This window comes from Photobacterium indicum (assembly GCF_003026215.1).
Classification (GTDB): domain Bacteria; phylum Pseudomonadota; class Gammaproteobacteria; order Enterobacterales; family Vibrionaceae; genus Photobacterium; species Photobacterium indicum.
The window spans coordinates 75,542-98,609 of record NZ_PYOC01000002.1 but is presented as its reverse complement, the minus strand read 5'-3'; the positions used below and the strand labels follow the sequence as shown (position 1 = coordinate 98,609).

17 protein-coding genes and 3 tRNA genes are annotated in these 23,068 nt (G+C 40.1%); 4 read left to right on the top strand and 16 right to left on the bottom strand.

Annotation, left to right across the window (positions count from 1 at the left end):
- The first annotated feature begins 472 nt into the window (after positions 1-472).
- The 3 genes from C9J47_RS06395 (at position 473) to C9J47_RS06385 (ending at position 3,044) form a co-directional block, all read left to right on the top strand.
- The gene (locus tag C9J47_RS06395; RefSeq protein WP_006231612.1) at positions 473-1,270 is read left to right on the top strand and encodes a transporter substrate-binding domain-containing protein; all 798 of its coding nucleotides are present in this window, start codon (positions 473-475) and stop codon (positions 1,268-1,270) included.
- An 81-nt stretch (positions 1,271-1,351) separates the two neighbouring features.
- Positions 1,352-2,299: an amino acid ABC transporter permease gene (locus tag C9J47_RS06390; RefSeq protein ID WP_006231613.1), complete on the top strand. Its 948-nt coding sequence runs from the start codon at positions 1,352-1,354 to the stop codon at positions 2,297-2,299.
- Positions 2,300-2,318: 19 nt separating this feature from the next.
- Positions 2,319-3,044, top strand: coding sequence for an amino acid ABC transporter ATP-binding protein (locus C9J47_RS06385; RefSeq protein WP_006231614.1), 726 nt, complete (start codon positions 2,319-2,321; stop codon positions 3,042-3,044).
- A 140-nt stretch (positions 3,045-3,184) separates the two neighbouring features.
- On the opposite strand, the gene C9J47_RS06380 is transcribed toward C9J47_RS06385, so the two are convergent.
- The 5 genes from C9J47_RS06380 to yjeH all read right to left on the bottom strand — a co-directional run bounded on the left by C9J47_RS06380 (position 3,185) and on the right by yjeH (position 10,039).
- Positions 3,185-3,895, bottom strand: a complete 711-nt coding sequence (locus C9J47_RS06380) for a DUF445 family protein (protein ID WP_107252784.1) — start codon at positions 3,893-3,895, stop codon at positions 3,185-3,187.
- A gap of 165 nt (positions 3,896-4,060) precedes the next feature.
- Complete coding sequence (locus C9J47_RS06375; protein WP_107252783.1) at positions 4,061-5,788, bottom strand: hypothetical protein; 1,728 nt, start codon at positions 5,786-5,788, stop codon at positions 4,061-4,063.
- Between the two features lie 217 nt (positions 5,789-6,005).
- A complete protein-coding gene (locus C9J47_RS06370; protein WP_107252782.1) occupies positions 6,006-7,250 on the bottom strand; it encodes a dicarboxylate/amino acid:cation symporter in 1,245 nt (414 codons plus the stop codon).
- Positions 7,251-7,428: 178 nt separating this feature from the next.
- Positions 7,429-8,559, bottom strand: coding sequence for an S-(hydroxymethyl)glutathione dehydrogenase/class III alcohol dehydrogenase (locus tag C9J47_RS06365; RefSeq protein ID WP_107252781.1), 1,131 nt, complete (start codon positions 8,557-8,559; stop codon positions 7,429-7,431).
- Between the two features lie 187 nt (positions 8,560-8,746).
- The gene (yjeH, locus tag C9J47_RS06360) at positions 8,747-10,039 is read right to left on the bottom strand and encodes an L-methionine/branched-chain amino acid transporter (protein ID WP_107252780.1); all 1,293 of its coding nucleotides are present in this window, start codon (positions 10,037-10,039) and stop codon (positions 8,747-8,749) included.
- Between the two features lie 165 nt (positions 10,040-10,204).
- Between yjeH and C9J47_RS06355 the strand changes: the two genes are divergently transcribed.
- Positions 10,205-10,621 carry an Lrp/AsnC family transcriptional regulator gene (locus C9J47_RS06355; protein ID WP_107252779.1) on the top strand — a complete coding sequence of 139 codons (417 nt, stop codon included), beginning with the start codon at positions 10,205-10,207 and terminating at the stop codon, positions 10,619-10,621.
- A 93-nt stretch (positions 10,622-10,714) separates the two neighbouring features.
- Here the strand turns inward: C9J47_RS06355 and dnaK are convergent, their stop codons facing one another.
- The 11 genes from dnaK to C9J47_RS06300 form a co-directional block, all read right to left on the bottom strand.
- Positions 10,715-12,640 (bottom strand): molecular chaperone DnaK, encoded by a 1,926-nt coding sequence (gene dnaK, locus C9J47_RS06350; protein WP_107252778.1) that lies wholly within the window; start codon positions 12,638-12,640, stop codon positions 10,715-10,717.
- A gap of 254 nt (positions 12,641-12,894) precedes the next feature.
- Positions 12,895-13,329 carry an Hsp20 family protein gene (locus C9J47_RS06345; protein ID WP_107252777.1) on the bottom strand — a complete coding sequence of 145 codons (435 nt, stop codon included), beginning with the start codon at positions 13,327-13,329 and terminating at the stop codon, positions 12,895-12,897.
- 361 nt (positions 13,330-13,690) lie between these two features.
- Positions 13,691-14,755, bottom strand: a complete 1,065-nt coding sequence (locus C9J47_RS06340) for a DUF3080 domain-containing protein (protein ID WP_107252776.1) — start codon at positions 14,753-14,755, stop codon at positions 13,691-13,693.
- Positions 14,756-15,183: 428 nt separating this feature from the next.
- Positions 15,184-15,260, bottom strand: a tRNA-Val gene (locus tag C9J47_RS06335).
- A 44-nt stretch (positions 15,261-15,304) separates the two neighbouring features.
- Positions 15,305-15,381: transfer RNA gene (locus C9J47_RS06330), tRNA-Val, on the bottom strand.
- Between the two features lie 45 nt (positions 15,382-15,426).
- Positions 15,427-15,503, bottom strand: a tRNA-Val gene (locus C9J47_RS06325).
- Between the two features lie 305 nt (positions 15,504-15,808).
- Complete coding sequence (locus C9J47_RS06320; RefSeq protein WP_107252775.1) at positions 15,809-16,606, bottom strand: ParA family protein; 798 nt, start codon at positions 16,604-16,606, stop codon at positions 15,809-15,811.
- Between the two features lie 239 nt (positions 16,607-16,845).
- Positions 16,846-17,118, bottom strand: a complete 273-nt coding sequence (locus C9J47_RS06315) for a DUF5062 family protein (RefSeq protein ID WP_107252774.1) — start codon at positions 17,116-17,118, stop codon at positions 16,846-16,848.
- A 263-nt stretch (positions 17,119-17,381) separates the two neighbouring features.
- The gene (gene gltS, locus C9J47_RS06310; protein ID WP_107252773.1) at positions 17,382-18,605 is read right to left on the bottom strand and encodes a sodium/glutamate symporter; all 1,224 of its coding nucleotides are present in this window, start codon (positions 18,603-18,605) and stop codon (positions 17,382-17,384) included.
- Between the two features lie 752 nt (positions 18,606-19,357).
- The gene (locus tag C9J47_RS06305) at positions 19,358-19,705 is read right to left on the bottom strand and encodes a hypothetical protein (protein ID WP_107252772.1); all 348 of its coding nucleotides are present in this window, start codon (positions 19,703-19,705) and stop codon (positions 19,358-19,360) included.
- 117 nt (positions 19,706-19,822) lie between these two features.
- Positions 19,823-22,984: a sensor domain-containing protein gene (locus C9J47_RS06300; RefSeq protein WP_107252771.1), complete on the bottom strand. Its 3,162-nt coding sequence runs from the start codon at positions 22,982-22,984 to the stop codon at positions 19,823-19,825.
- Positions 22,985-23,068: the final 84 nt, after the last annotated feature.

The following is a 23,068-nucleotide window of genomic DNA, read 5'->3' as shown; positions in this document are numbered from 1 at the left end:
CTTCGCCTCTATGCCGATATTAACTGTATTTATATCCAGTATTATGGTGCAAATTGTGACGACATCAATGAAAAATCATGAATTTGTCATATGTATTACATCAAGGGATGATTTTTTAAGCGATATGCTTCATGCGTGGGGCAATGATCATTAAAAAAAGGCATTAAATAGGATTTATACATAAATTAAATATATTTTCTAAAGTTTCACATATCTATTCAGCAGTGACATGTGATCATGTATTTATCTCTCTACGTAGAACTTACCACTAATTTTATACTTTAAAGCCACCGTTAGTTTGTTTTGGTTATGTCAGATGTTAAGGGTTTTGTTATTTTATGTGTTGTAGATGTTTGAGTTACTAGCGGTTTATTTGCTATAAAACGGTAGTATCTTTTTTGATACATGCTGTTAAAAACAAATTGATTGTTTTGATTCATTACTGAAGCAGCGACAAATAACAGGGATGTTTATGCGTAAATTACTGAGTGGCATTGTTGCCGCTGTAGCTTTAATGAGTACTTCTGCTGCCGTTACTGCGGGTCCTATTCTTGACGATATAGCTAAATCAGGCGAACTACGTGTTTGTTTTGATGCGGGTTATATGCCGTTTGAAATGAAGAGTAAGAATGGCTCATTCATTGGTTTTGATATTGATATTGGCAAGCAGATGGCTCGCCAAATGGGTGTTAAGTATGTACCTATCAACACCGCGTGGGATGGCATCATTCCTACATTGTTGACGGGTAAGTGCCACATGATCAATGCCGGTATGACAATCAATGCACAGCGTAATATGCGCGTGAATTTTGCTGACCCATACATTGTTATTGGTCAATCTATTCTGATAAATCCTGAGCTTGAGGGTGAAATCACTAGCTATAAAGACTTGAACGACAGTAAATATACGATTGCAACCAAGCTAGGTACAACGGGCGAGCAAGCTATTAAGCGCATGATTAGCAAAGCGAAGCTAAATGTTTTCGAAACGCAATCGGATGCTGTACTAGAAGTGGCTAACGGTAAAGCGGATGCGTTCATTTACGATATGCCATTTAACGCGATTTATGCGTCACAAAATGACGGCAAAGTTATTCACCTAGAACAACCATTTACCTATGAACCTTTAGGTTGGGCTATTGCACAGGGCGATAGCGACATGTTGAACTTTTTGAATAACTTCCTTCGCCAGATTAAAGGCGATGGCACTTATGATCGTGTTTACGATAAGTGGTTTAAAAATGACAGCTGGTTAAAACAAGTACAGTAACTTTTATTGGCTAGGCGCGTAGTGCCTGGCCAATTTTTTATCTTCTTGTTTTAATCTCCAATACGCCTAATGGAAGTAGTTATGCTTAGGACGTCTAATCGTTGGTTGTGGCACGGCATTTTTGTAGTTATCGTCGCGCTGTCTATTTTTGGTATTTACCAATCCTCAAAACAAATTAACTATAACTGGCAGTGGGAAAGGGTGACGCCTTTCTTGATTGATACCTCTCCACTAGAAGTGAGAGCGGGTGGCGATGGTAGTGTTGTTATTAACGATGATGGCTCATTGGTTGTTAATTTCGATTACGATGATCAACCACAGGTTGTGACTCAGTACGACGAGCTGTTTGTTGCTGATAGCGATATTGTTTTCGAGGGTGATATTCTTGCCCAGTCAGAAAATTGGTCTGTCGGTCCTTTAATCGTAGGGTTGTGGGTAACCCTGAAAATATCGGTTATATCCTTATTCTTTGCCGTGATTATCGGCTTAGTTGCAGGTTTGATGCGAATTTCAAATAACCCTGTGACTAAAAATCTCTCGTTTCTATACGTTGAAATTATTCGTGGTACGCCGCTGCTAGTCCAAATCTTTATTGTCTATTTTTTCTTAGGCACAATATTTGATTTAGAACGATTCACAGCAGGTGTGGTGGCGCTGTCTGTTTTCACTGGCGCCTATATTGCAGAGATCATTCGATCGGGTATTCAATCTATTCCCCCTGGGCAAATGGAAGCGGCGCGTTCATTAGGGATGAATTACCCCAAGGCAATGGCTTACGTCATTCTACCTCAAGCATTTAAGCGCACATTACCGCCAATGGCGGGGCAGCTTATTACGCTAATTAAAGATTCTTCATTAGTATCTGTTATTTCTATTACTGATTTAACCAAAGCTGGGCGAGAGGTAATTAGTGGCAGCTTTGCAACATTTGAAGTGTGGTTTGTGGTTGCTGGTTTGTATTTATTACTGACTATTTCACTATCATGGGTAGTGCAACGTATTGAGAAGAGGTTAGCGTCTAGTGACTAGTAATTACCAAGGCGACGATATGATTGTTGCTACGAATGTCGATAAAATCTACCCCAACGGATGCCATGCATTGAAAAAGGTCAGTGCAACTATAAAGCGTGGGGAAGTGGTTGTTATTATTGGCCCATCTGGTTCTGGTAAATCAACGTTCTTACGTACTTTGAACCAGTTAGAGGTGATTAATTCAGGCGATATCATGATTGATGGCATGGACATGTACGCCCGTGGTAGCAATATTAATGCATTACGTGAAAACGTGGGTATGGTGTTTCAATCGTTTAATTTATTTCCTCACAAAACAGTGAAGGGAAACGTCATGCTTGCGCCATTGAAAGTCACAAAGCGTGATGCTAAAGAAATAGAACAACACGCAGAAGATTTGATTTACCGCGTTGGTTTAGCTGAAAAAATGAATGTGTATCCCTCTCATTTATCTGGCGGGCAGCAACAACGTGTGGCTATTGCACGTGCATTGGCGATGAAGCCTGATGTTATGTTATTTGATGAACCTACGTCGGCGCTCGATCCTGAAATGGTAGGTGAAGTGCTTGATGTAATGAAAGCACTTGCTGCTGATGGAATGACCATGGTGGTGGTAACCCATGAAATGGGCTTTGCGCGAGAAGTGGCTGACCGGGTGTTGTTTATGGAAGATGGTGAGTTACTGGTAAGTGACACACCTGAAAATGTATTCGATACGACAATACATCCTCGTTTACAGCAGTTCTTATCTAAAATATTGTAATTCGAAGTGTTATACCCAAGTAGCTTGGGTATATATACATGCCGCTTTATACTTATTATTACGTGATAGTCATTATTTCGTGAAAGTATAAAGCGGTATTGTATTTTATGTTGCGGATTCTTCAGTCAGAACATTCAATGTTACGCGGTAATCAGTGCCGAAATAATACCGATAATGCCACCGAATACACCCCCCCAAATCACCAACCAACCAAGATGTGCAGCTATCATCTTTTGTATCATTTCTTTCACTAGTTGCGGCGTTAATTCGTTTAAGCGTTGATCGATAATATCTTCGATCGTGCTTCGAATTTCATCGAACATCGCAGGCTGTTCTATCTGATCTTTCAGTGCTTGCTTGAAGCTGTCTTGCTGACTGATATCAGAAATGGCATCTTGCATTTTTTCAATAAAAGGTTCTTTCAGTGGTTGCAATGCCTCTGCGCCACCCATCATCACCAGCATGCCTCCGAATGAAGAATTCATAATAACTTCAATTAAAGAATCGAATGTTGGGCTTAGATCGACCTTCTCAATTACAGGCTTAAGATCGAGTTGAGCAGGGCTTGCCATTTCATTGCTAAGGAAACGGTCAACGTTTTGCTTGGTGAAAAACTGCTCCATCATTAAGGTTTTTATGCCTAATTTAAAGTCTTCAAAACGAGCCGGAATAACCCCAGAGCCATACAAGCCTGGTACTTTTTCAAACAACATATGAATAGCTAACCAGTTTGTTAGCGCACCAGAAAATGCAAATAAACCGCAGAACATGACAATTTGCTGGTTTGTGAGATAGCCAATAAGCAAAATCAACAATGAAATAATATTGGTTATTAGACTTTTATTGTTCATAAAACCCTCAAGGTGGGAAGTAAGTAGAAAACCGCGGGATTCTAGCAAAATAGTGTGACTAATGTCATGTTTATTGTCGGGGGAATAAGCCAGCAGCATCTTCGGATACCTATGGCGATTACTTTCTATGATGTTTGATCATCTTCCGAGGCCATTGGGATCTACTTAAATCCTGAAGCGGTTACGTAATCCTAGGCCAATGAGAAATAGGAACAGGAAGCAAAGACCACCATAGACAAGGCTTATTGCGCCGAAGTAACTTGGTAGGGTATCGGCGAGGGCTTCTCCTGCTGTCTTATTAACATTCCTAGAACTAGATATGAAAGGCAGGGCACTTGAAACCGCCAACTCGAAGCCATAGAGATAAGTGGAAAAATCTATGTTAAGGGTATTAGACAGCCATTGTGAATAGTCTTTCGGGTTAAGGCTTAATGGGAAAGCAAAGCCTACTACATACAAAACCATAGTGAGCATCAATGTACACAGGGCTGAAAATGGTCTTAGGATACTTTGCCCGTAATTACTCAAACCAGAGAAGCACATATCCAGTAGAGACGCACTTGTCCCCATTTCATGCCAACGCTTAGCTCTCATTTCGTCTGCATGGAAACGAAGTGCTGCGGCATGGTCTTTGTTGTTTTCGGCTATTTCTTTGATGCGTCTTAGGCGGGCAATGTCATCTATATCTGTGGCTTGTTCTTTAAACCAAGAACCTTCCCTCCGTAACTTATATTCTAGCTCTTGTAACACAACTTGATTTGTAGTTTTAGTACTTGTGAAATCAGGAATACACCCCATACCTTTCACTGAAAAGTCTAGGGATTTTTCGAAGATTGAATGTCTGAAACTAATAAGCTTGGTTGATGTTAAACCAAGTAAGTCATTAAAATATGCAAATCCCTTTATTGTATTTTTTTCAAATAGAAAAGAGTTAGATCCTATTGTTGCACCCGAAAAACGTATATTTCCATCACTAAATTTAGCTTCAGAGAAGTCTGTCTGTCCCAAGCCAAACCTTGCTTTAGTAAAATCGATATCTCCGTAGCCATACTTTGTTTTTGAAAAGTCGACATCTCCCTCACCAAAATCAACATTTGAAAAAATTACATCACCATTTCCAAATACTGTGCGGCTGAAATCCGCCTTTCCACTGTCGAGGATTGAGTTAGCAAATCTTACGTTACCATCACCAAATTCTACTTTTGAAAAATCGACATCTCCCTCACCAAACTCAGTGTTAATGAAAGATAAGATTCCGTCCCCAAATTTAGTATTACTAAAGTCTACTTTTCCAATACCAAACGTTGCATTAGTGAAGCACACGTCTCCACTATTAAAATTGACATCCCTAAAGGTGACCCTGCCATTACCGAAAGTTGCTTCAGAGAAATATTTATTACCTTGCCCAAATTTACTATTACTAAACAGTATTATTCCATTACCAAATTTAGCCTCAGTAAAATATACATTTCCATCACCAAATGACGTTTGTATAAATGTTGCGATTCCATCGCCAAACTGAGTATAGGCAAAATCCACATTACCTTCACCAAAGTTTGCATAAGAAAAATCTATCTTGCCTTTTGCAAAGGTGATGTTTGAAAAATCTACATCTGTATTCCCAAAATGAGTTCCTGAAAATGTAATATCTCCGTTTGGGAAATGAAAATCACGAAATGAATGCGCTAATGAAGAATGGTCAGCTTGAAGACGTGGGGCATATTTACTGAAGTCAACATCCTCAAAACTGACATCAGCTTCTGGATTATCTTCCACCCATTGATTCCAAGCGTCTTTACCCTTTAGCCATAGGTGGATAGCGTCATCACCTTCAAGCACTACCCGTTTTGCAAGGCTTTCATTAGGACTATTAAGTAAAGAAACTTCAGACATACGCACCTCAATTCAATGTAAGTGCGTATATTGGTGTATTTATGTCTTATATTCAACGATATAACTCAACAAAGATTGCAGCTTACAACTTATTTAAACGTAGATATAAACATATCTTGAGACCACTCATCGCCTTAACAAAGCAAGTGTGGTTACTAACGAGCTGTTTCTGGTCTTTTGTCGTTGTTTTAAAGACATCGTGGCATTACCTTACTGGTTATGAGCGTTGCCATTTGTCGACAACATAAGCGGCGATAATATCACCTTCAACATTGACCGCTGTACGGAAGGTATCAAGTGGACGTTCAATGATCAGCAAGATAGCAATCGCTTCTAATGGTATGCCTGCTGCAAGTAGTACTAACTGCATACCAGACATAGAGCCAGAAGGCATACCCGGCGCACCAATTGACGATACCATCGCCATAATGAAGATCATTATTAAACCGCTAGTACCCAGATCAACGCCGTAAAGCTGCGCCAAGAAAATAGCTGCTACGCCTTCAAATAGCGCTGTTCCATCCATATTCATGATAGCCCCTAGGGGAAGCACCATGCTGCTGGTTGACTGTGAAACGCCTAACTCATTTTCTGCTGTTTGCATCGATAACGGCAAGGTTGCAGAACTCGATGATGTTGCGAACGCCATGGCCATAGGTGCTGACAATGCTTTAAATAACGTACTGAATTTTATGCCCGTTGCTAGCTTGGCGATAACGGGTAATACGACACCGCCGTGAATCAGTGTGAGTACGAAAACTAATAAAGCGAATTGGGCGAGTTGACCAAAAATAGCGCTACCGCTGGTGGCTGTAAACTCGAAAACAATGGCAAAAACAGCTATGGGTGCGAAGCGAATAATACCCGAGACAAAACGGTTCAAAGCACTGTTAACGCCAGAGATAACCTCAAACACAGGATGTTTAGTCGGTAAGCTTGTTAGTAGCGCCACACCAAATAGCAGAGAAAAAACAACAATAGCGAGCAAATTTGTATTAGTAAGTGCAGAGAAAGGATTAGCCAATGCCATATTGAATAGCTTTTCTGCAATAGCACCACCAGAAGCGGCAGTATTATCAATTAGTTGTACATTTTCACCAACTGAAACCGATGCAGTATCGATCAGCTGTGGCCAGGCGGGCAAGGCGAGGGATGAGCCTAACCCTAATGTAATCGCAATTAATGAGGTAAAGCTGTAAAACAATACTGCTTTATAACCCAGAGTTTTCAGTCGTAATGTGGATCCTAAACTGGTGATCCCTTGTAGCAGAGAAAACATCACAACCGCACCGACCACCATTTTTAACAGCCCAATATAGGTTGTTTTTGTCAGCATCAGTAATTGAAAAGCCGTCGTTTGCGTTATATTCGATGGAAGTGGTAACAGTGTGGCGAGAAGCCAAGCAATAACGGCAGATAGAAATAGCTGAATAGGCAGTGAAATAAAATGTTTTTTGCTCATTGTTGCGCTTTTGCCTTGTCGTTATGATGAGTATATCGACAAGAAACAAATCCTATATATTGGATGCAGTAATCATCACGGCTTAATAAAAAAAACAGCCTTCGAATGAAGGCTGTTTAGTCGACACTCAATGAGGTCGTTAGGCGGCTACGCTTTATCGCCGCCGCTGTAATCGTATTTATTTATCAAAGTGAATAACGGTACGGATGCTTTCACCTTTGTGCATCAGTTCAAAAGACTCATTGATGTCATCTAAACCCATGGTGTGCGTAATGAAATCATTCAATTTGAATTCACCAGCCATGTAACGTTCAACAATTTCAGGTAGCTCAGAGCGACCTTTAACACCGCCAAACGCAGAACCACGCCATACACGACCAGTTACCAACTGGAATGGACGGGTGGAGATCTCTTGACCTGCACCAGCAACACCGATAATCACCGATTCACCCCAACCTTTATGGCAGCACTCAAGGGCTGAGCGCATTACGTTTACATTACCAATACATTCAAATGAGTAATCAACGCCGCCATCCGTTAATTCAACAATTACATCTTGAATTGGTTTGTCGAATTTAGTTGGGTTAATGCAGTCGGTAGCACCTAATTGACGAGCAAGATCAAACTTACTTTCGTTAATGTCGATTGCAATAATGCGACTCGCTTTTGCCATTTGAGCACCGATAATCGCAGATAGACCAATACCACCCAGACCAAAGACTGCAACAGTGTCGCCTTCTTGTACTTTGGCAGTGTTAAGTACTGCACCCATACCGGTTGTTACACCACAGCCTAATAGGCAGACTTCTTCAAGTGGTGCTTCTTTGTTTACTTTTGCCAGTGAAATCTCAGGCAGTACGGTGTATTCAGAGAATGTCGAGCAACCCATGTAATGGAAGATTGGCTGACCGTCTTTGTAGAATCGAGTTGTACCGTCAGGCATTAAGCCTTTACCTTGTGTTTCACGAATTTTTTGGCAAAGATTTGTTTTACCAGACTTACAGTATTTACACTCACCACATTCAGGAGTGTAAAGAGGAATAACGTGGTCACCAACTTCAACACTCGTTACGCCTTCGCCAATCATCTCGACGATACCACCGCCTTCATGACCAAGAATGACAGGGAAGATACCTTCTGGATCATCGCCAGACATCGTAAATGCATCTGTATGGCAGACGCCTGTTGCAACGATGCGTACCAGTACTTCACCAGCTTTCGGTAACATCACATCCACTTCTTCAATAGAAAGTGGCTGGTTTGGACCCCATGCAATAGCAGCTTTTGATTTGATGAATTGTTCAGTCATGTTGATGTGTCTCTCTATTAGAATTCGGGAGAAAGGGAGAAGAAGTTCGCATCCCCGTTTCGATGGTTGCTATTGTAGTCATTTCTCACATGATGATAATCCCATTAAATGGTAAATGATTATTACCGTATGGAAATAGTGTGACGAGCAAAGATAGAGAGGAGCCTACGCAGGTAGCGATGGCGTATTATTCACGGGCGAGGTGAGTCTGTTGCCATTTTAGAAAGGGAAGGGTTAGGCTTAGTAACAATAAGGCATACACCATTTTCAAACCTAACCCATAGGCGAGAAGAGCACAGAACAAACAGCCTAGAAAAATGAGTGGTTGGTAGTGCTTAGGTAACAACTTAGCGGCAGCCATCATTGAGGCAAAATAGATCACCACAAACACACCATTAACCCATGCGATCAAATCTTCCAGCTCTCGGTTAGCCACATAGGCCAGTACAATCACTAAGCCCATTACAATCAATATGGCAGCCAAAGCACGTGATGGTACATTGTGTTGATTAAGGGGCGACAAGTAACGCGGCAATACGCCGTCTTTACTGAAACTCCACGCTAAGCGAGATAAACTAGCGGTATACACATTAACGGTGGCTAACCCGCCAGCAATCCCCAGAATACCAATGACTTGTTCCCCTAAGCCGCCAAAGCCATAGTTAAATGCATTAATCATGGCTAAATTGCTGCTTGGTAAGTTACTCGCGACAATGTCGGTAGGCATTGGCATACGTAATAACACCCATGTACATAAGAAGTAGATACTGCCGACTAAGACAGTACCGATCATCATTGCGGGTAACATATCTTTTTTGGGGTTACGAAAATCATTGGCTAAGTGAGACATGGCTTCGACACCAAGGAAGCTCCAAAATGCTAATCCTGCGGCTGTCATAATTAGATTTGGTTGGATCTTTTCCTGTGGTAATACCGTAGAAAAAGTCTGTAATGCCGATTCACCAGTTGTTAGCCCTAACTGTATTATCAAAAAGAGCGCTATAACGACGATAATAATCGCTAATGTCAGTAAAAATTGTAACTTAGCAGATATCTGGATGCCTTTGTAATTCAGTGCAAACAGCAATAATAATGATCCCAGTTCTGCCGCCAATAAACCCTGTTCTGATAGAGGGGTTAATGCATAGACAAAATGGAAGGTCAGTAAAATCGCAGCAGGCGCACCAATTGGCACCACAAATAAAAAAAGTAAACCGATGGAACGACCAGCGACTTGACCAAAGGCTTGTTCGACAAAATAAGCGGGACCAGCAGCGTGCGGGAATTTGGCTGTTAGCGCCCCAAAGACAACGGTGACAGGTATGATAGTCAGTGTTAACAATAACCATGTATAGACCGCACCATAGCCAGCAATATCAATGGTCATTTGCGGTAAAATAAACACGCCAGTACCTAATAATGTGGTGGCCATTAAGCCTGCACCTTGCCATCGCCCCATTTTTGTTGAACGGTCATCCATTGCTAAACCTGTCTATTCGTGGTGATATTCTAGTAGATAGGTTGAGTATAATGGGCTCTGTGCTGACAATCTGTCAGATTAACCTTGAAATATGCAGCTTTTCGCGACAATTTGCAGGCATTATGCAGCTAATGTGTAGTGCACAGAAAAGAGCAGAGGACGCCCTTGGACAAATTTGATCAGGCAATCATTGCCGAATTACGAAAAAATGCCCGCCAAAGTGTGTCTGCAATTGCGGAGGCGGTGAATCTGTCTCGTCCAGCAGTTACAGAGCGCATCAAAAAGTTAGAACAAACTGGTACGATTCGCGGTTATCAAGTCTTACTGTCGGAATCACAGAAAGAAGGCGTATCGGCATATTTTGAAATTCGTCATCAATGTGCACGGTGTGCCGATGTGGTCGAAATATTTAAAACGTTGCCTGAAGTACAATCTTGTCATGGGGTTAGTGGTGATATGGATTTATTAGTGTTTGTAAAAGCCGATTCGATCCAACGATTACATCAAATACGTGAAACATTGGATGCACACGTCGATATTGTCAAAATCAAAACCCATGTGGTGATGAGTGAGTGGTTGTAATAATTAATGGATTTGGTATTACACGTATGATTCACCGCGATACGTTTCTAATAAAAAAGCCCACTATCAAAATGAATAGTGGGCTTTTTTGTTTTATTTGTCTTTGACTTCTTCGAACTCGGCTTCAAACACATCATCGTCAGTTGAAGATTGACCTGTTGTGTTATTCGTCTGCTGGCTTGATTGAGCATGTTGCGCTTGTGCTTGTTGTTGCGCCATTTGTACCAAGGCTTGAGATGCTGTCATTAATGCTTGTGTGGCATTATCAATCGCAGTTTTGTCTTCGCCTTTGAGTGCAGTATCAACATCGGCTATTGCTGTCTCAATCTTTGCTTTTTCATCAGTAGGAAGTGCATCACCCAGCTCTTCGACTTGCTTACGGGTACTGTGTACCAGTTGATCGGCTTGGTTTCTGGCTGTCACTAACTCTTCGAACATTTTATCCGCTTCTTTGTTAGCTTCTGCTTCTTGTACCATCTTTTCGATGTCGTCGTTACTTAGCCCGCTAGAAGCTTGGATGGTGATCTTCTGCTCTTTGTTTGTGGCTTTATCCGTAGCAGAAACATGTAAAATACCATCGGCATCTAAGTCAAAGGTCACATCAATTTGTGCTGTTCCACGTGCTCCAGCTTGAATACCTTCGAGGTTAAACTGTCCTAACGATTTGTTGTAGTTCGACTGCTTACGTTCACCTTGCAACACGTGAATCGTAACGGCACTTTGGTTATCTTCTGCGGTTGAGAACACTTGATTCGCTTTGGTTGGAATTGTGGTGTTTTTCCCAATCAACTTGGTCATCACGCCGCCCATGGTTTCAATACCAAGAGACAGTGGAGTCACATCTAATAACAAGACATCTTTTACCTCACCAGCTAATACACCAGCTTGAATAGCAGCACCGACAGCAACTGCTTCATCAGGGTTCACGTCTTTACGCGGCTCTTTACCAAAGAACTCTGTTACTTTGGCTTGAACCATAGGCATACGGGTTTGACCACCCACTAAGATAACGTCAGTGATATCGGTGATGGATAAATTAGCATCTGTCAGCGCTGTTTTCAGTGGCTCTAATGAACGTTGTACTAAGTCTTCAACCAGTGACTCCAATTTCGCTCGAGTCACTTTAACGTTCATGTGTTTAGGGCCGCTAGCATCAGCAGTGACGTAAGGTAAGTTCACATCGGTTTGCTGTGCGGAAGAAAGCTCAATTTTTGCTTTTTCTGCCGCTTCTTTCACACGCTGCATTGCTAGTGGGTCGGATTTCAGATCAATGCCTTGTTCTTTCTTAAATTCGCCAACTAAGTAGTTAATCATACGACTATCAAAGTCTTCACCGCCGAGGTGGGTATCACCATTGGTCGATAACACTTCGAAGGTTTTCTCACCGTCTACTTCGTCGATCTCGATGATAGAGATATCAAATGTACCCCCACCCAAATCGTATACCGCGATGGTACGTTCGCCACCTTGTTTATCTAAACCATAAGCTAATGCAGCGGCTGTTGGTTCATTGATAATACGTTTTACATCAAGCCCTGCAATGCGGCCAGCATCTTTGGTTGCTTGACGCTGTGCATCGTTGAAATACGCTGGCACGGTGATAACAGCACCCGTTACTTCTTCACCTAAATAGTCTTCGGCGGTTTTCTTCATCTTTTTCAAGACTTCAGCCGAGACTTGCGGTGCTGCCATTTTTTTACTTTTTGCCTCAACCCATGCATCACCATTATCGGCTTTCACAATATTGAATGGCATAATTTCGATGTCGCGTTGAACTTCTTCGTCTTCAAAACGACGGCCAAGCAAGCGTTTGATTGCAAATAATGTATTTTTTGGGTTGGTTACAGCTTGGCGTTTTGCGGGTTGACCCACTAATATTTCGCCATCTTGGGTATATGCAATCACTGAGGCTGTGGTGCGTTCACCTTCAGCATTTTCAATTACACGTGGCTTGTCGCCATCCAATAGGGCAATACAAGAATTCGTTGTGCCTAGGTCAATACCAATAATCTTACTCATAATCTTTTCTCCAAGAATTTTGTAGACGGCTGAAGGCTAAAACGCAGTAACCTTGATGGTATCGTGTCGTTTATCGGAAATAATCAGCCGTTGGATATATCAATTTATCAATTGTTTATAGATGAGAACTAACATGACAAAAACGGTATTTAAGCAAGGGCAATATTAATTAAATCATGCTCTTGATGTTATTCACCGTGTTGCTCTGTTTCATAGTGTTGCTCAATGGTTATTCCTCACCTTATTACACACTGTTATTTATGGCTGATGGCAATCGTACGTGGTTGTATGACGTCTGGTGTTTCACGCTCTAAATCAATATGAAGTAGACCATTTTTCATGGTTGCGTTTAGCACTTTGATGTAGTCAGCTAATTGGAACTTACGTTCGAAATCGCGCTCAGCAATGCCTTGATAAATGTAATTCTTGTCTGCGTCTTCGTTGTTTTTACTTTCAGCAGTGATGATAAGTAGATTTTCTTTTTGGGTGATATTAATCTGATCGTCAGAAAAACCAGCTACCGCCATGGTAATACGGTAATTGTTTTCATCTTTCTGCTCGATATTGTACGGAGGGTAACCGTTTGATGTACTTTTCGCATTTTTTGCGTTGTTTGATTCCATCATGTCAAACAGACGGTCGAAACCAATAGCACTACGGTATAGGGGAGTAAAATCGACATTTCTCATAAAACTATCCTCATAAATAAGCAATAGCCTTAGTGATAAATACGCATGAGGGTATCAGACGTAACTAAGCACTAAGGGGATCAGAACATACACTCCACAGACCACCTTGGGTTCAGGGACGTGATGCCTAACATTTCAAGTTGTTTACTTTCTCTTTGTTCCCTCTAACGAGGCGAACGAGACAAGTGGTTTGAAGTTCCATCTGGCAACTTCTGTAATTAATTTATGCTTCCGCTTGGGTTTAGTCAATAACTAAAATTAACTATTTTGCGAGTATCTTATATGTCAATGATAAATAATGGTTTTAAGTTGTTCTTGGTGTTGGTGTTGGTGATGATGGTGTTAGATAAAAAGCTCAGATTTAATTTCCGAGTTTTATGCCACAACGTTTGAATGTACGTTGCCAAAATTTGACGTGTTTTAGAGTGGCTGCACGAAATGATGCATGTAATTGCCCTTCGATATAAGTGCGATGGTAGGGCGAGAAAGCACCGAGTGGCGGAGAGATAATTGAAAATGCAGTAATAAGATCAGGTTGAAGCTGTTGGTATTGTGAATCTAACTCTGCCAGGTAAGGCTGAATAGGTTCAGCAAAGAATTTGAAGAAGACATTACGTAAATAGGTCGCTTTCTGTTGATTTCGGCTCAGACCGCAACTGATCGTGTTTTCTTGTGCTTCAAGTAAGGCTGTTGTGGTAAGTAACCAATCACGGGCACGTGTCATTGAGTAAAATAATTGTCCGTAATAGCGAAATAGGTGGATTTGTTCTTGATGATATAGCAAAGCATCTATTGATTGCTTTGATGTTGGCATTTTAGTGAGAATGTTGGTGGTAATGCCTGCAATATTGCGAAAGGCTTCTTGGTTTTCGACAAAGCCTGGGAAGTGATTAAATTCAAAGGTTACTGACACGGGTGAAAATTGCTGCCGCCATTCTTTGCCACTCACTAACATATTCCATAGATGGTGAGGTAATTGTTGTTGCTTCTGTGCTTCCAATAATACTAATTCACTGTGAAGTGTTGAATTGTTATCGAGTATTGACTGGTTATCGAATATAGCAATACAGCGATTTAGCCCATTAATTAACAGTAGTTCATATTGTAGCTGGTGGGTTTTATCTTGCACCTTTCCCAATATTGAATTGCGCTCGGCTATTAGGTGGAATAAATCACACTTTCTGAGCTCATAAGCGTTCAGCAAACTTATGCGTATATCTGGATTTGGTAGCGTGAGATCACGAACGTCAGGAAAGGGAATCATGGACGTTGTAGGGGGAGGCTTAGTGTCGACATCTAGAGCGCTTGCCAATCGGTCATGATAGCGTTGAAAAGCTACGTCAGTACTGTTTCGTTCACACCCTGTAAGCAGCGCTATCGAGAAGAACAGCCCAAGTATGTGATATTGCAAGATCGATTCAGACATTCAACTATACCCAAGCTACAGGATTCAGAGTGATATCAGCGTATTTAATTCAAGGAAAATGTGTGTAGGAATGGCATTCCCTTTCAAACACATTTGACACAGAAGTAGATACGCTGAATCACTCCCGAAGGGCGAGTTTTGTTAGGCTCTATGCGGTGTTACTTATTTTCAACGTAGAACGACTAGGTCTATAAATAAGTGCCTTGCCTAGAGTCTAACAAATTCTCGCTGAAATGAGCATCTTGAGGTAACTTGGGTATATACAGCTCCTTATATGCATTGTTTAATTATACGAATGATTAGGGCTGTTGATTTTTTAACTTAGCAAGAATGAGTTAGTATCAAGTTCGATGGTAGGAATTGTAGCAATAAACAGCAGATACAAAAAAACCTGCTAAAAGCAGGCTTGATGTATCTCTAAGAGAATTTGGTGCTCGCTACTGGACTCGAACCAGTGACACCTTGCATGTCATGCAAGTACTCTAACCAACTGAGCTAAGCGAGCAAATTGTACTGTGTGATAACAAATTATTTCGTGCTATCTAAAACTGGTGCTCGCTACTGGACTCGAACCAGTGACACCTTGCATGTCATGCAAGTACTCTAACCAACTGAGCTAAGCGAGCAAATTGTACTGTCTAATAACAAGCTATTGCGTGCTATTTAAAATTTGGTGCTCGCTACTGGACTCGAACCAGTGACACCTTGCATGTCATGCAAGTACTCTAACCAACTGAGCTAAGCGAGCAAATTGTATTGTTCCGTTTTTGGGAACGAGAGAATAGTAGCGATTCGATTAATTTCGCGCAAGTGTTTGAGATCGCTTTTTTATTAATTTGCATTCATTCGCTCGCAGAGTGACCAGTTTGGTGCCAGTCTGAGCGTGAAAACACAAATTAATTAAGGGGGAGTTGTTTAGATTTATCATGATGATAGAGATTGAGGCTGACATTTTTAATGTTCCACCCATAATATTAATGCGCTTACACTAATGACGACTGATGGTTTTCTAGACATTCACCAGTTGTCATCAATGATAATTTGACGGTAATGCTATGTTTCTACTTCAGCTAGCACGGGTGCACTTTTTTCAAGTGTCATGAATAACTGCTCAAAACTCTTCGTGAGTTTATGTGTCGGCAGTAAATGGATTAGTGGCTTCTGATAGTAATGCGATTCTTTCATTTTTATCGATTGAGGCAGATAAGGTTCAAGAATCGGTAATCCGAGATCCTTCAAGTCAGTAATGATTTTCTTTGGGAAGTTAGCCTGAGCATTAAACATATTGACGATAACCCCCTCAACCTCGAGTGTTGGATTATGGTCTTCTCGCAATTCAGAAACATTATTGAGTAACGTTAATAGTGCTTGCTGTGAAAAGCTATCGCAGTCGAAGGGGATAAGTAAGCGCTGAGCGGCAATTAAGGCGGCTTTACTGAAAAAGTTTAGGTTGGGTGGGGTATCGATATAAATGCGCTCATATCGTTTATCTAATTCATCTAGCGCATCGCGAAGCTTATAGATCTTATAGCGGCGTTCTAATTCAGATTCGATTTTTTCTAATCGTGGGCTAGATGGAATAATATCAAGGTTAGTAAACGATGTAGGTTGTGGGAACTCAATCACAGGAGTGGAAACACTAAACCAGCCAACAGTTTGGTTTAATAGATCTGCTATGGTTTGTTTACTCTCTGAGTTAACGTCGTAGCCTAAATAATGGCTACTGTTACCTTGAACATCCAGATCAATCAATAACGTTTTATACCCTTTAGCCGCGCTTAAGGCTGCCAAATTAGCTGCAATGCTGGATTTACCAACCCCACCTTTTTGATTAAATACGACACGACGCATTATGACCATCCTTGATATTATCTGATTGAAGATATACCCATAGAACCTCAAGGTTCTCGCTGAGGTGACTTGGGCATATAACAAGTTACATGCCTGTAAACACGGTAGCAATGTTTGTTTATTGTAATTGCAACGAAGGCAAAGAATTAGGTAACTTGTTGTTCTAAATATAGCTTGATACAAAAAATCAGCAACCTGGTTGCTGATTTATATAATGTAGGTGATAACCGCAGTGAGTATTACTGTAGTAATTCGTGATCAGGTGGGAGTAGGCGAGAGATCCATAGCACTAATTTGTGTTTCATGTTCACGCCGTCTTCTTGATCAACGGCAAGAGGGGTAATTTGCTTACATTCGATGAGTAAACGGTAAATGCATTCAACACGTTCTGTGGATGAAACGGTTTTCTCTAAGTCTCCATATCCTTGCTTTTTAGCGAAAGCAAAGCCTAGCTCCATGGCTTTCTTCAGTAGTTTTGCATCATTGTTGTTCTTGTTTTTATTCTTTTTCATTGTTCATCTCTACCTATGAATGCGTAAAAGTTGTGCCCAAATAATGACAATGGATGTGTGCTGTATCTCATTTCTACACTAAGACTAGATTACAACAAACGTAAGAAATGAGGTATGAAATTTATGACTTCATTGTGTAACGTTTGTTCGTTATTAACTTCAATTTTCCGTGATGAGCGTTGTATCACGAAATATAACCGAAAAAAAGGGGATGACGATGTCATCCCCTTTGATATATAGCAATTTGGCATTACTGCAAAGTACTACTGAATAAAGCTTAAATAGCCTTGTAAAACGATCAAGTTCGCGATGTCGATAAAGAAAGCACCAACAATAGGAACAACCATGAAAGCTTGAGGTGATGGCCCATTTCGTGACACTAAAGACCCCATGTTCATCACAGCTGTTGGCGTGGCACCCATACCAAAACCACAGTGACCACCAGCAATAACCGCAGCATCATACGTTTTTCCCATAACGCGGAAGGTAACAAAATATGCAAACGCAGCAAGTACAACTGTTTGTACTGTTAGGATCATCAGCATTGGTAAAGCCAACTCAAGCAATTCCCACAACTTAAGACTCATTAAGGCCATTGCCAAAAAGAGTGATAATGAAATGGTACCTAATGCATCAACTGTTTCACTGTTGATCTTATAAACTTTCGTTGTTTCACTAATGTTGGTGATAAAAACACCAATAAACAATGCATAAACAAAGTCAGGGATACGAAGCCAAGAAATACCAAAGCTATCAACAAGTTCTTTCACATGTGCAGCACCTGCAACACAGATCAACAAGATGAACAGTACTTCAATGGTGTTCTTTGACGTAATACGATCTTCTTCTTTATCGCTATAAGTAATCAGATCAGGGTGTTCAATATGGTGATGCTCACCATCACCAAACGATGACTTCAATTTGTGTTTGTTAATCAGGCGCTGTGCAACAGGTCCACCAATAATTCCGCCCATCACTAAGCCAAATGTTGCAGAAGCCATAGACAGTTCAAGAACGTGTAGATTGTAATCTGCTGCAAAGCTTTGTGCCCAAGCTGCACCCGTACCATGTCCGCCAGACAGTGTTATTGAGCCCACTATTAAGCCAATAATAGGGTCTAAGCCAAGTAAGGTACTTAGTGTTACACCAACAGCATTTTGGATGATGATGAAAACCGTTGCTAACCCTAAAAATAAAAATACGCGTGAACCACCTTGTGCCAGTAGCTTGTAGCTTGCAGCTAGGCCGACGGTAGCAAAAAACATCTGCATTAAAGTGTCTTTAATACTGAGTTTGAAAGTAATGTCGATGCCTTGCTGATGTATTAAAGCAATTATAACCGCGACTATTAGGCCTCCTACAATAGGTTCTGGAATATTATACTTCCGAAGAACCGTTACTTTTGTATTAATGAAGTAGCCAAGAAAAAGCACAATAATCGCAATGAGCAAAGATTCTAGCTCGTTTATTTGAATTGTAGTATTCATGATTTAGTCTTTTCATACTTTTCTTAATGGCCAATATTAACCGCTAAAATCTCTTGTGCCTATATTGTGCTAATCGCTTTAATAGTGTAGGCGTCACGGGGTATTAATGTTTCAAATGTTGAAGGTTTGTTGGGTTGTTATCTTGAATTTATCTAAAGTGATTTTTTTGTGATTATTTTGTAGAGAGTAAGATTGGTCTGATGTGCTGGTTCTATGTGGATATATATGTTGAATAAACGATTCTTTATAAGAAACTTACAGCGTACAATTGAATAAACATTATATTAAACATGGATATACCATCGTTATAGTGCTACATAATATGTTCTATATATTCCTTGCTGTGTAAAACCTCAGTTAAATCTGCACTGATAGAGTATAAAAAGTAAACAGCAAAATAAGCAGAGAGTATTTATGGTTTATTTTGGTGAAAATTTGGCAATATTTATTAAATTTAATTTTATCTTTTAATCTATAAATTATCTAACCATAGAAAATAGCTCGTTTTTTGTTCTAAATTGAGGTTTTGAATGCAATGGGTCTAGTTTATGGGGAGGTTTTCTCGATAATGTTTGTTATATAAGTAGGGGAAGAGTTATCAATAATATAGCTAGTGTGAATTCTTTTGTCAGTTTAACGTTCATTATGTATAGATGTAATGAACGTTATTTTAGGGTAAAAGAGCTGGTACTAAACCAGCTGCTGTATGTTTAAGTCTATACACTTCGAGTTTTGAGTTTAAATACGTTAAATTAAGAATCTGAGCGTTTTTTCAGCTTTAGGTCTTTCTTTAATTGTTGAATAAAATCTAATCGTGATTGACTAACAGGTATCGCGTCTACTTTTTGTTGGTCAAGTGCATACAATTCTTGAGCAGTCATACAGCGACCATGAATACGCGTATGAGGTTGCTTTGTTTCTTCTGTCGCACGCTCAGATGCTTCTTCTTGTTCTCGCGCCATAGCTTCACGCGCTTTGCTCTGATTTGTAGCATCTTGCACTGATTGTGCAGGTTGACGTCTAAACTGTTGACGAGCGGGTGTTTGAGGGCGTTGATCGCGTTGTTTAATAAAATCATCTAAATAATCACTAAAGCTCATAATGCTGCCCCTTTATTATATCTTGAATATAGTAAGTCAGCCTCTTGCTGAATAGAAGCTTTAATAACTTAAGTATGGACGTTTTTTACATCTGAGACGTTTATTGTTTATAACAGACTAGCTTTCATCCAGAATATCTTCAGCATTTATACTATCAGTGATAAATTTCACTTCGAATTCATCGATTGGCATAGGTTTACCGAAGTAGTAGCCTTGAAATTCTTCAACGCCAATGTTGGTCAAAAATTTAATTTGATCTTCGTTTTCGACGCCTTCTGCTACAACGAGCATCGATAAGTTATGTGCAAGTTCAATAATAGAACGCGTGATTGTAACGCTATCTTTGTTCATTGGCAGGTCTTGAACAAACTCTCTATCTACCTTCAAAATATGTATTGGGAATCGACTAAGGTAGGCGAGTGAAGAGTATCCTGTACCGAAATCATCGATGGCAATTTTCACACCAAGAGCTTCTAATTTAATGAGCTTATCGAAGGCTAACTTCACATCGGCCATGACAACACTTTCCGTTATTTCTAACTCTAGGTAGTGGGGATTACAGCCTGACATAGTAACGGCTTTATACACAGTATCTACGATGTCTGAATGCAATAATTGGCGTGCAGAGATATTTAATGCAAAGTGTAGGTCTAACCCGTTACTCTGCCAAATTGCTAACTGTTCACAGGCTTGATTGATCAGCGTTTCGCCAACATTAACAATAAGTCCTGAATTTTCGAGAATCGGAATGATCCCTAGTGGAGACTGGATCTGACCTTCTTCGTTCTTCCAACGTAATAATGCTTCAATACCACATACTTTATGGGTTTTAGCATTCACTTTAGGTTGATAAAAAAATGTGTACTGATCAGTACCTAGACTTTTACGTAGGTCAGATTCAAGTTGAAGACGTTGTACACTTTCTATACCCATTTTTGGGGTGAAAAAACAATATCGATTACGTCCCTGATCTTTAGCGTGATAAAGTGCAATATCAGAGTTTTTTAATAAGGTATCACTATCTAAAGAATTTTCAGGGTAAACGGCAATCCCCATGCTTGCTGTAATCGATAATGATTTCTCTTCTATAGATAAAGAGGCACCAATATTATTTATAATGCGTTCAGCCAGAGTAGCAATACTCTGCGATGTGGTATCCGACTGAATTAAAATGGCAAACTCATCGCCCCCTAAACGAGCAAGAACGTCTTCATCTCGAAGTGAACGTGTAATACGCTTGGCAATGGTGATTAATACTTTATCACCCACATCATGACCAAGAGAATCGTTTATCTTTTTAAACCAATCGAGGTCTATATTTAATACGACAACAGACGTTTTCATTTCTTCTGCGTTTGTGATCGCTTGTTCAATGTACTGCTGGAGAAGTAGACGATTAGGTAGCTCCGTTAAAAGGTCATAATGAGCGAGTTTATGAAGCTTACTTTCAAACAGCACGCGCTCTGTAATATCTTTTCCCGTCGATATGTAGTGACTTATTTTTCCGGTATCGTTACGAATTGGTGAAATAGTTTCGTCTTCATAGGAAACCGTATTATCAGATTTTTTCCGTGTAATAACGCGGTTAATTGTTCTTCCTGCTTTTAATTGTTGACGAATATGCTTTATTTCACTGGTTGTTTCATTAGACCCCTTCATTAAAGTGCGTGAATCTCGTCCTACCGCCTCAGCTGAGGTGATACCAGTAAACGCTTCAAAAGAGTGGTTTACATATTCAATAATACCGTTCTTATCTGTAATAAGAACAGTATTGTCACTTTGCTCTACTGCATGAGATAGACTTTTTAACTTTAGCTCTCTTTCAATCCAATCTGTGACATCACTAATATGAAGCAAAATTTCACTGGTTGAGCTAAAAACGGTTTCACTAGCAATAAGAGCGACATATTTTATGCTTGTGTGATTCGGCAGCTGGATACTAGCCTTAATTGGGGTATTGTTACCATCTGCCATAGCAAGCTGAACTTGATAAATGAGTTGGTTCAGAATATTTTTTGCCTTTTTATCATGGACTATGTCATAAATGTTTTTTCCTATGGCTTCGGCGGTATCAGTAATATTAAAAACTCGTTCAGCTGAATGATTTAAAGCCGTTATTTCTAACCTATTATTTAGCGTCATTAAACCATCAGGTGCATTTTTTAATACTGAAGCGTAACGTTGAGCATTGTCCTCAATTTCTTGTTTTAATTTTTTTTCATGTATTAATTGTTGGAATAGGTGCCAAGCAAGTACGATACAGCCGGCTATTAATGCCATTACAAGAATGCCAAAGGTGGCAAATTTAATGATACGTTGTTGAGAAAAAGAGAGTTCAGTTACTAAACTTGCCATGTTGACTCTTGAAATGACCGTCCAAGGTAAATCTGCCCCCTCAAAAGGAAGTACAAATAACTTGGTACTGCTTAATTCTTTCCCAGAAAAGAAGCGAGAATAAGTATAAAGGTAATCACCAGTGCGTATTTGACCGTGTTTCTTTTTACCTATTTCGTCCCAAATATTAGGGTATTGCTGGAAGAAGTCTTTGGCGCCGATGTTTTGGGTTAAGTTAAATTGCCAAGCACTGTCTTGATTTGGACCTAAAAGCCATTGCCCATTGTTATTGACAAGCCAGTTTCCACCACCTTGCCCCCAGTTATATTCTTGTTGTATTTGGCTTAAAAAATCATTACCTAGATAATTTAATGTGATTAACCAAGATTCGCCATTTGAGTTGAAATGACTAACAAAGCGCAGCATGGGTTTAATGGGAGTTTCAATCTTACCGTTTTCAACATTTAGATCGAATTGCGAAGTATAAAAACTGCCTACAGGCACCTGAAGGCCTCTTTGAATATAAGGTCTCTTGCTTTTATCTTGAAGTTTATCATCGGCAACTATAACGATATCGTCACCTTTTTTATTAACCCGTAGAACTTCCATGCCATTTGCATTGATAAGGCGTATTTGATCGTAATGATTTCTTGTTTTCATGATACGAATAAATGTTTCTAGCATCCGATCTTTTTGTTCTTGTGTTAACCCCGGAGTGAAAGCCAGTTCTTGTGATTTTGCCGTTAAATAGCGTAAATCATCAATGATCGGTGTGAAGTGCAAGCGGGTGATATGAAGAACGGATTGATGTTTCGTAAGCTCTTTTTCCTGAATGCGTAGTTCTAGCTGGTTAGCATCTTCATGATATATGTACAGTGTCGCTACTATCGTAATTGATAGAAGAGGTAACAGTAATACAATAAAACGAAGTAAAGCCTTTTTCATATATTATCCATAAAATGGGGGGGAATCCCTATTTCTATAGAGTATATACACATGATGGCATAGCGCTTCAAGTTACAAAGGTTT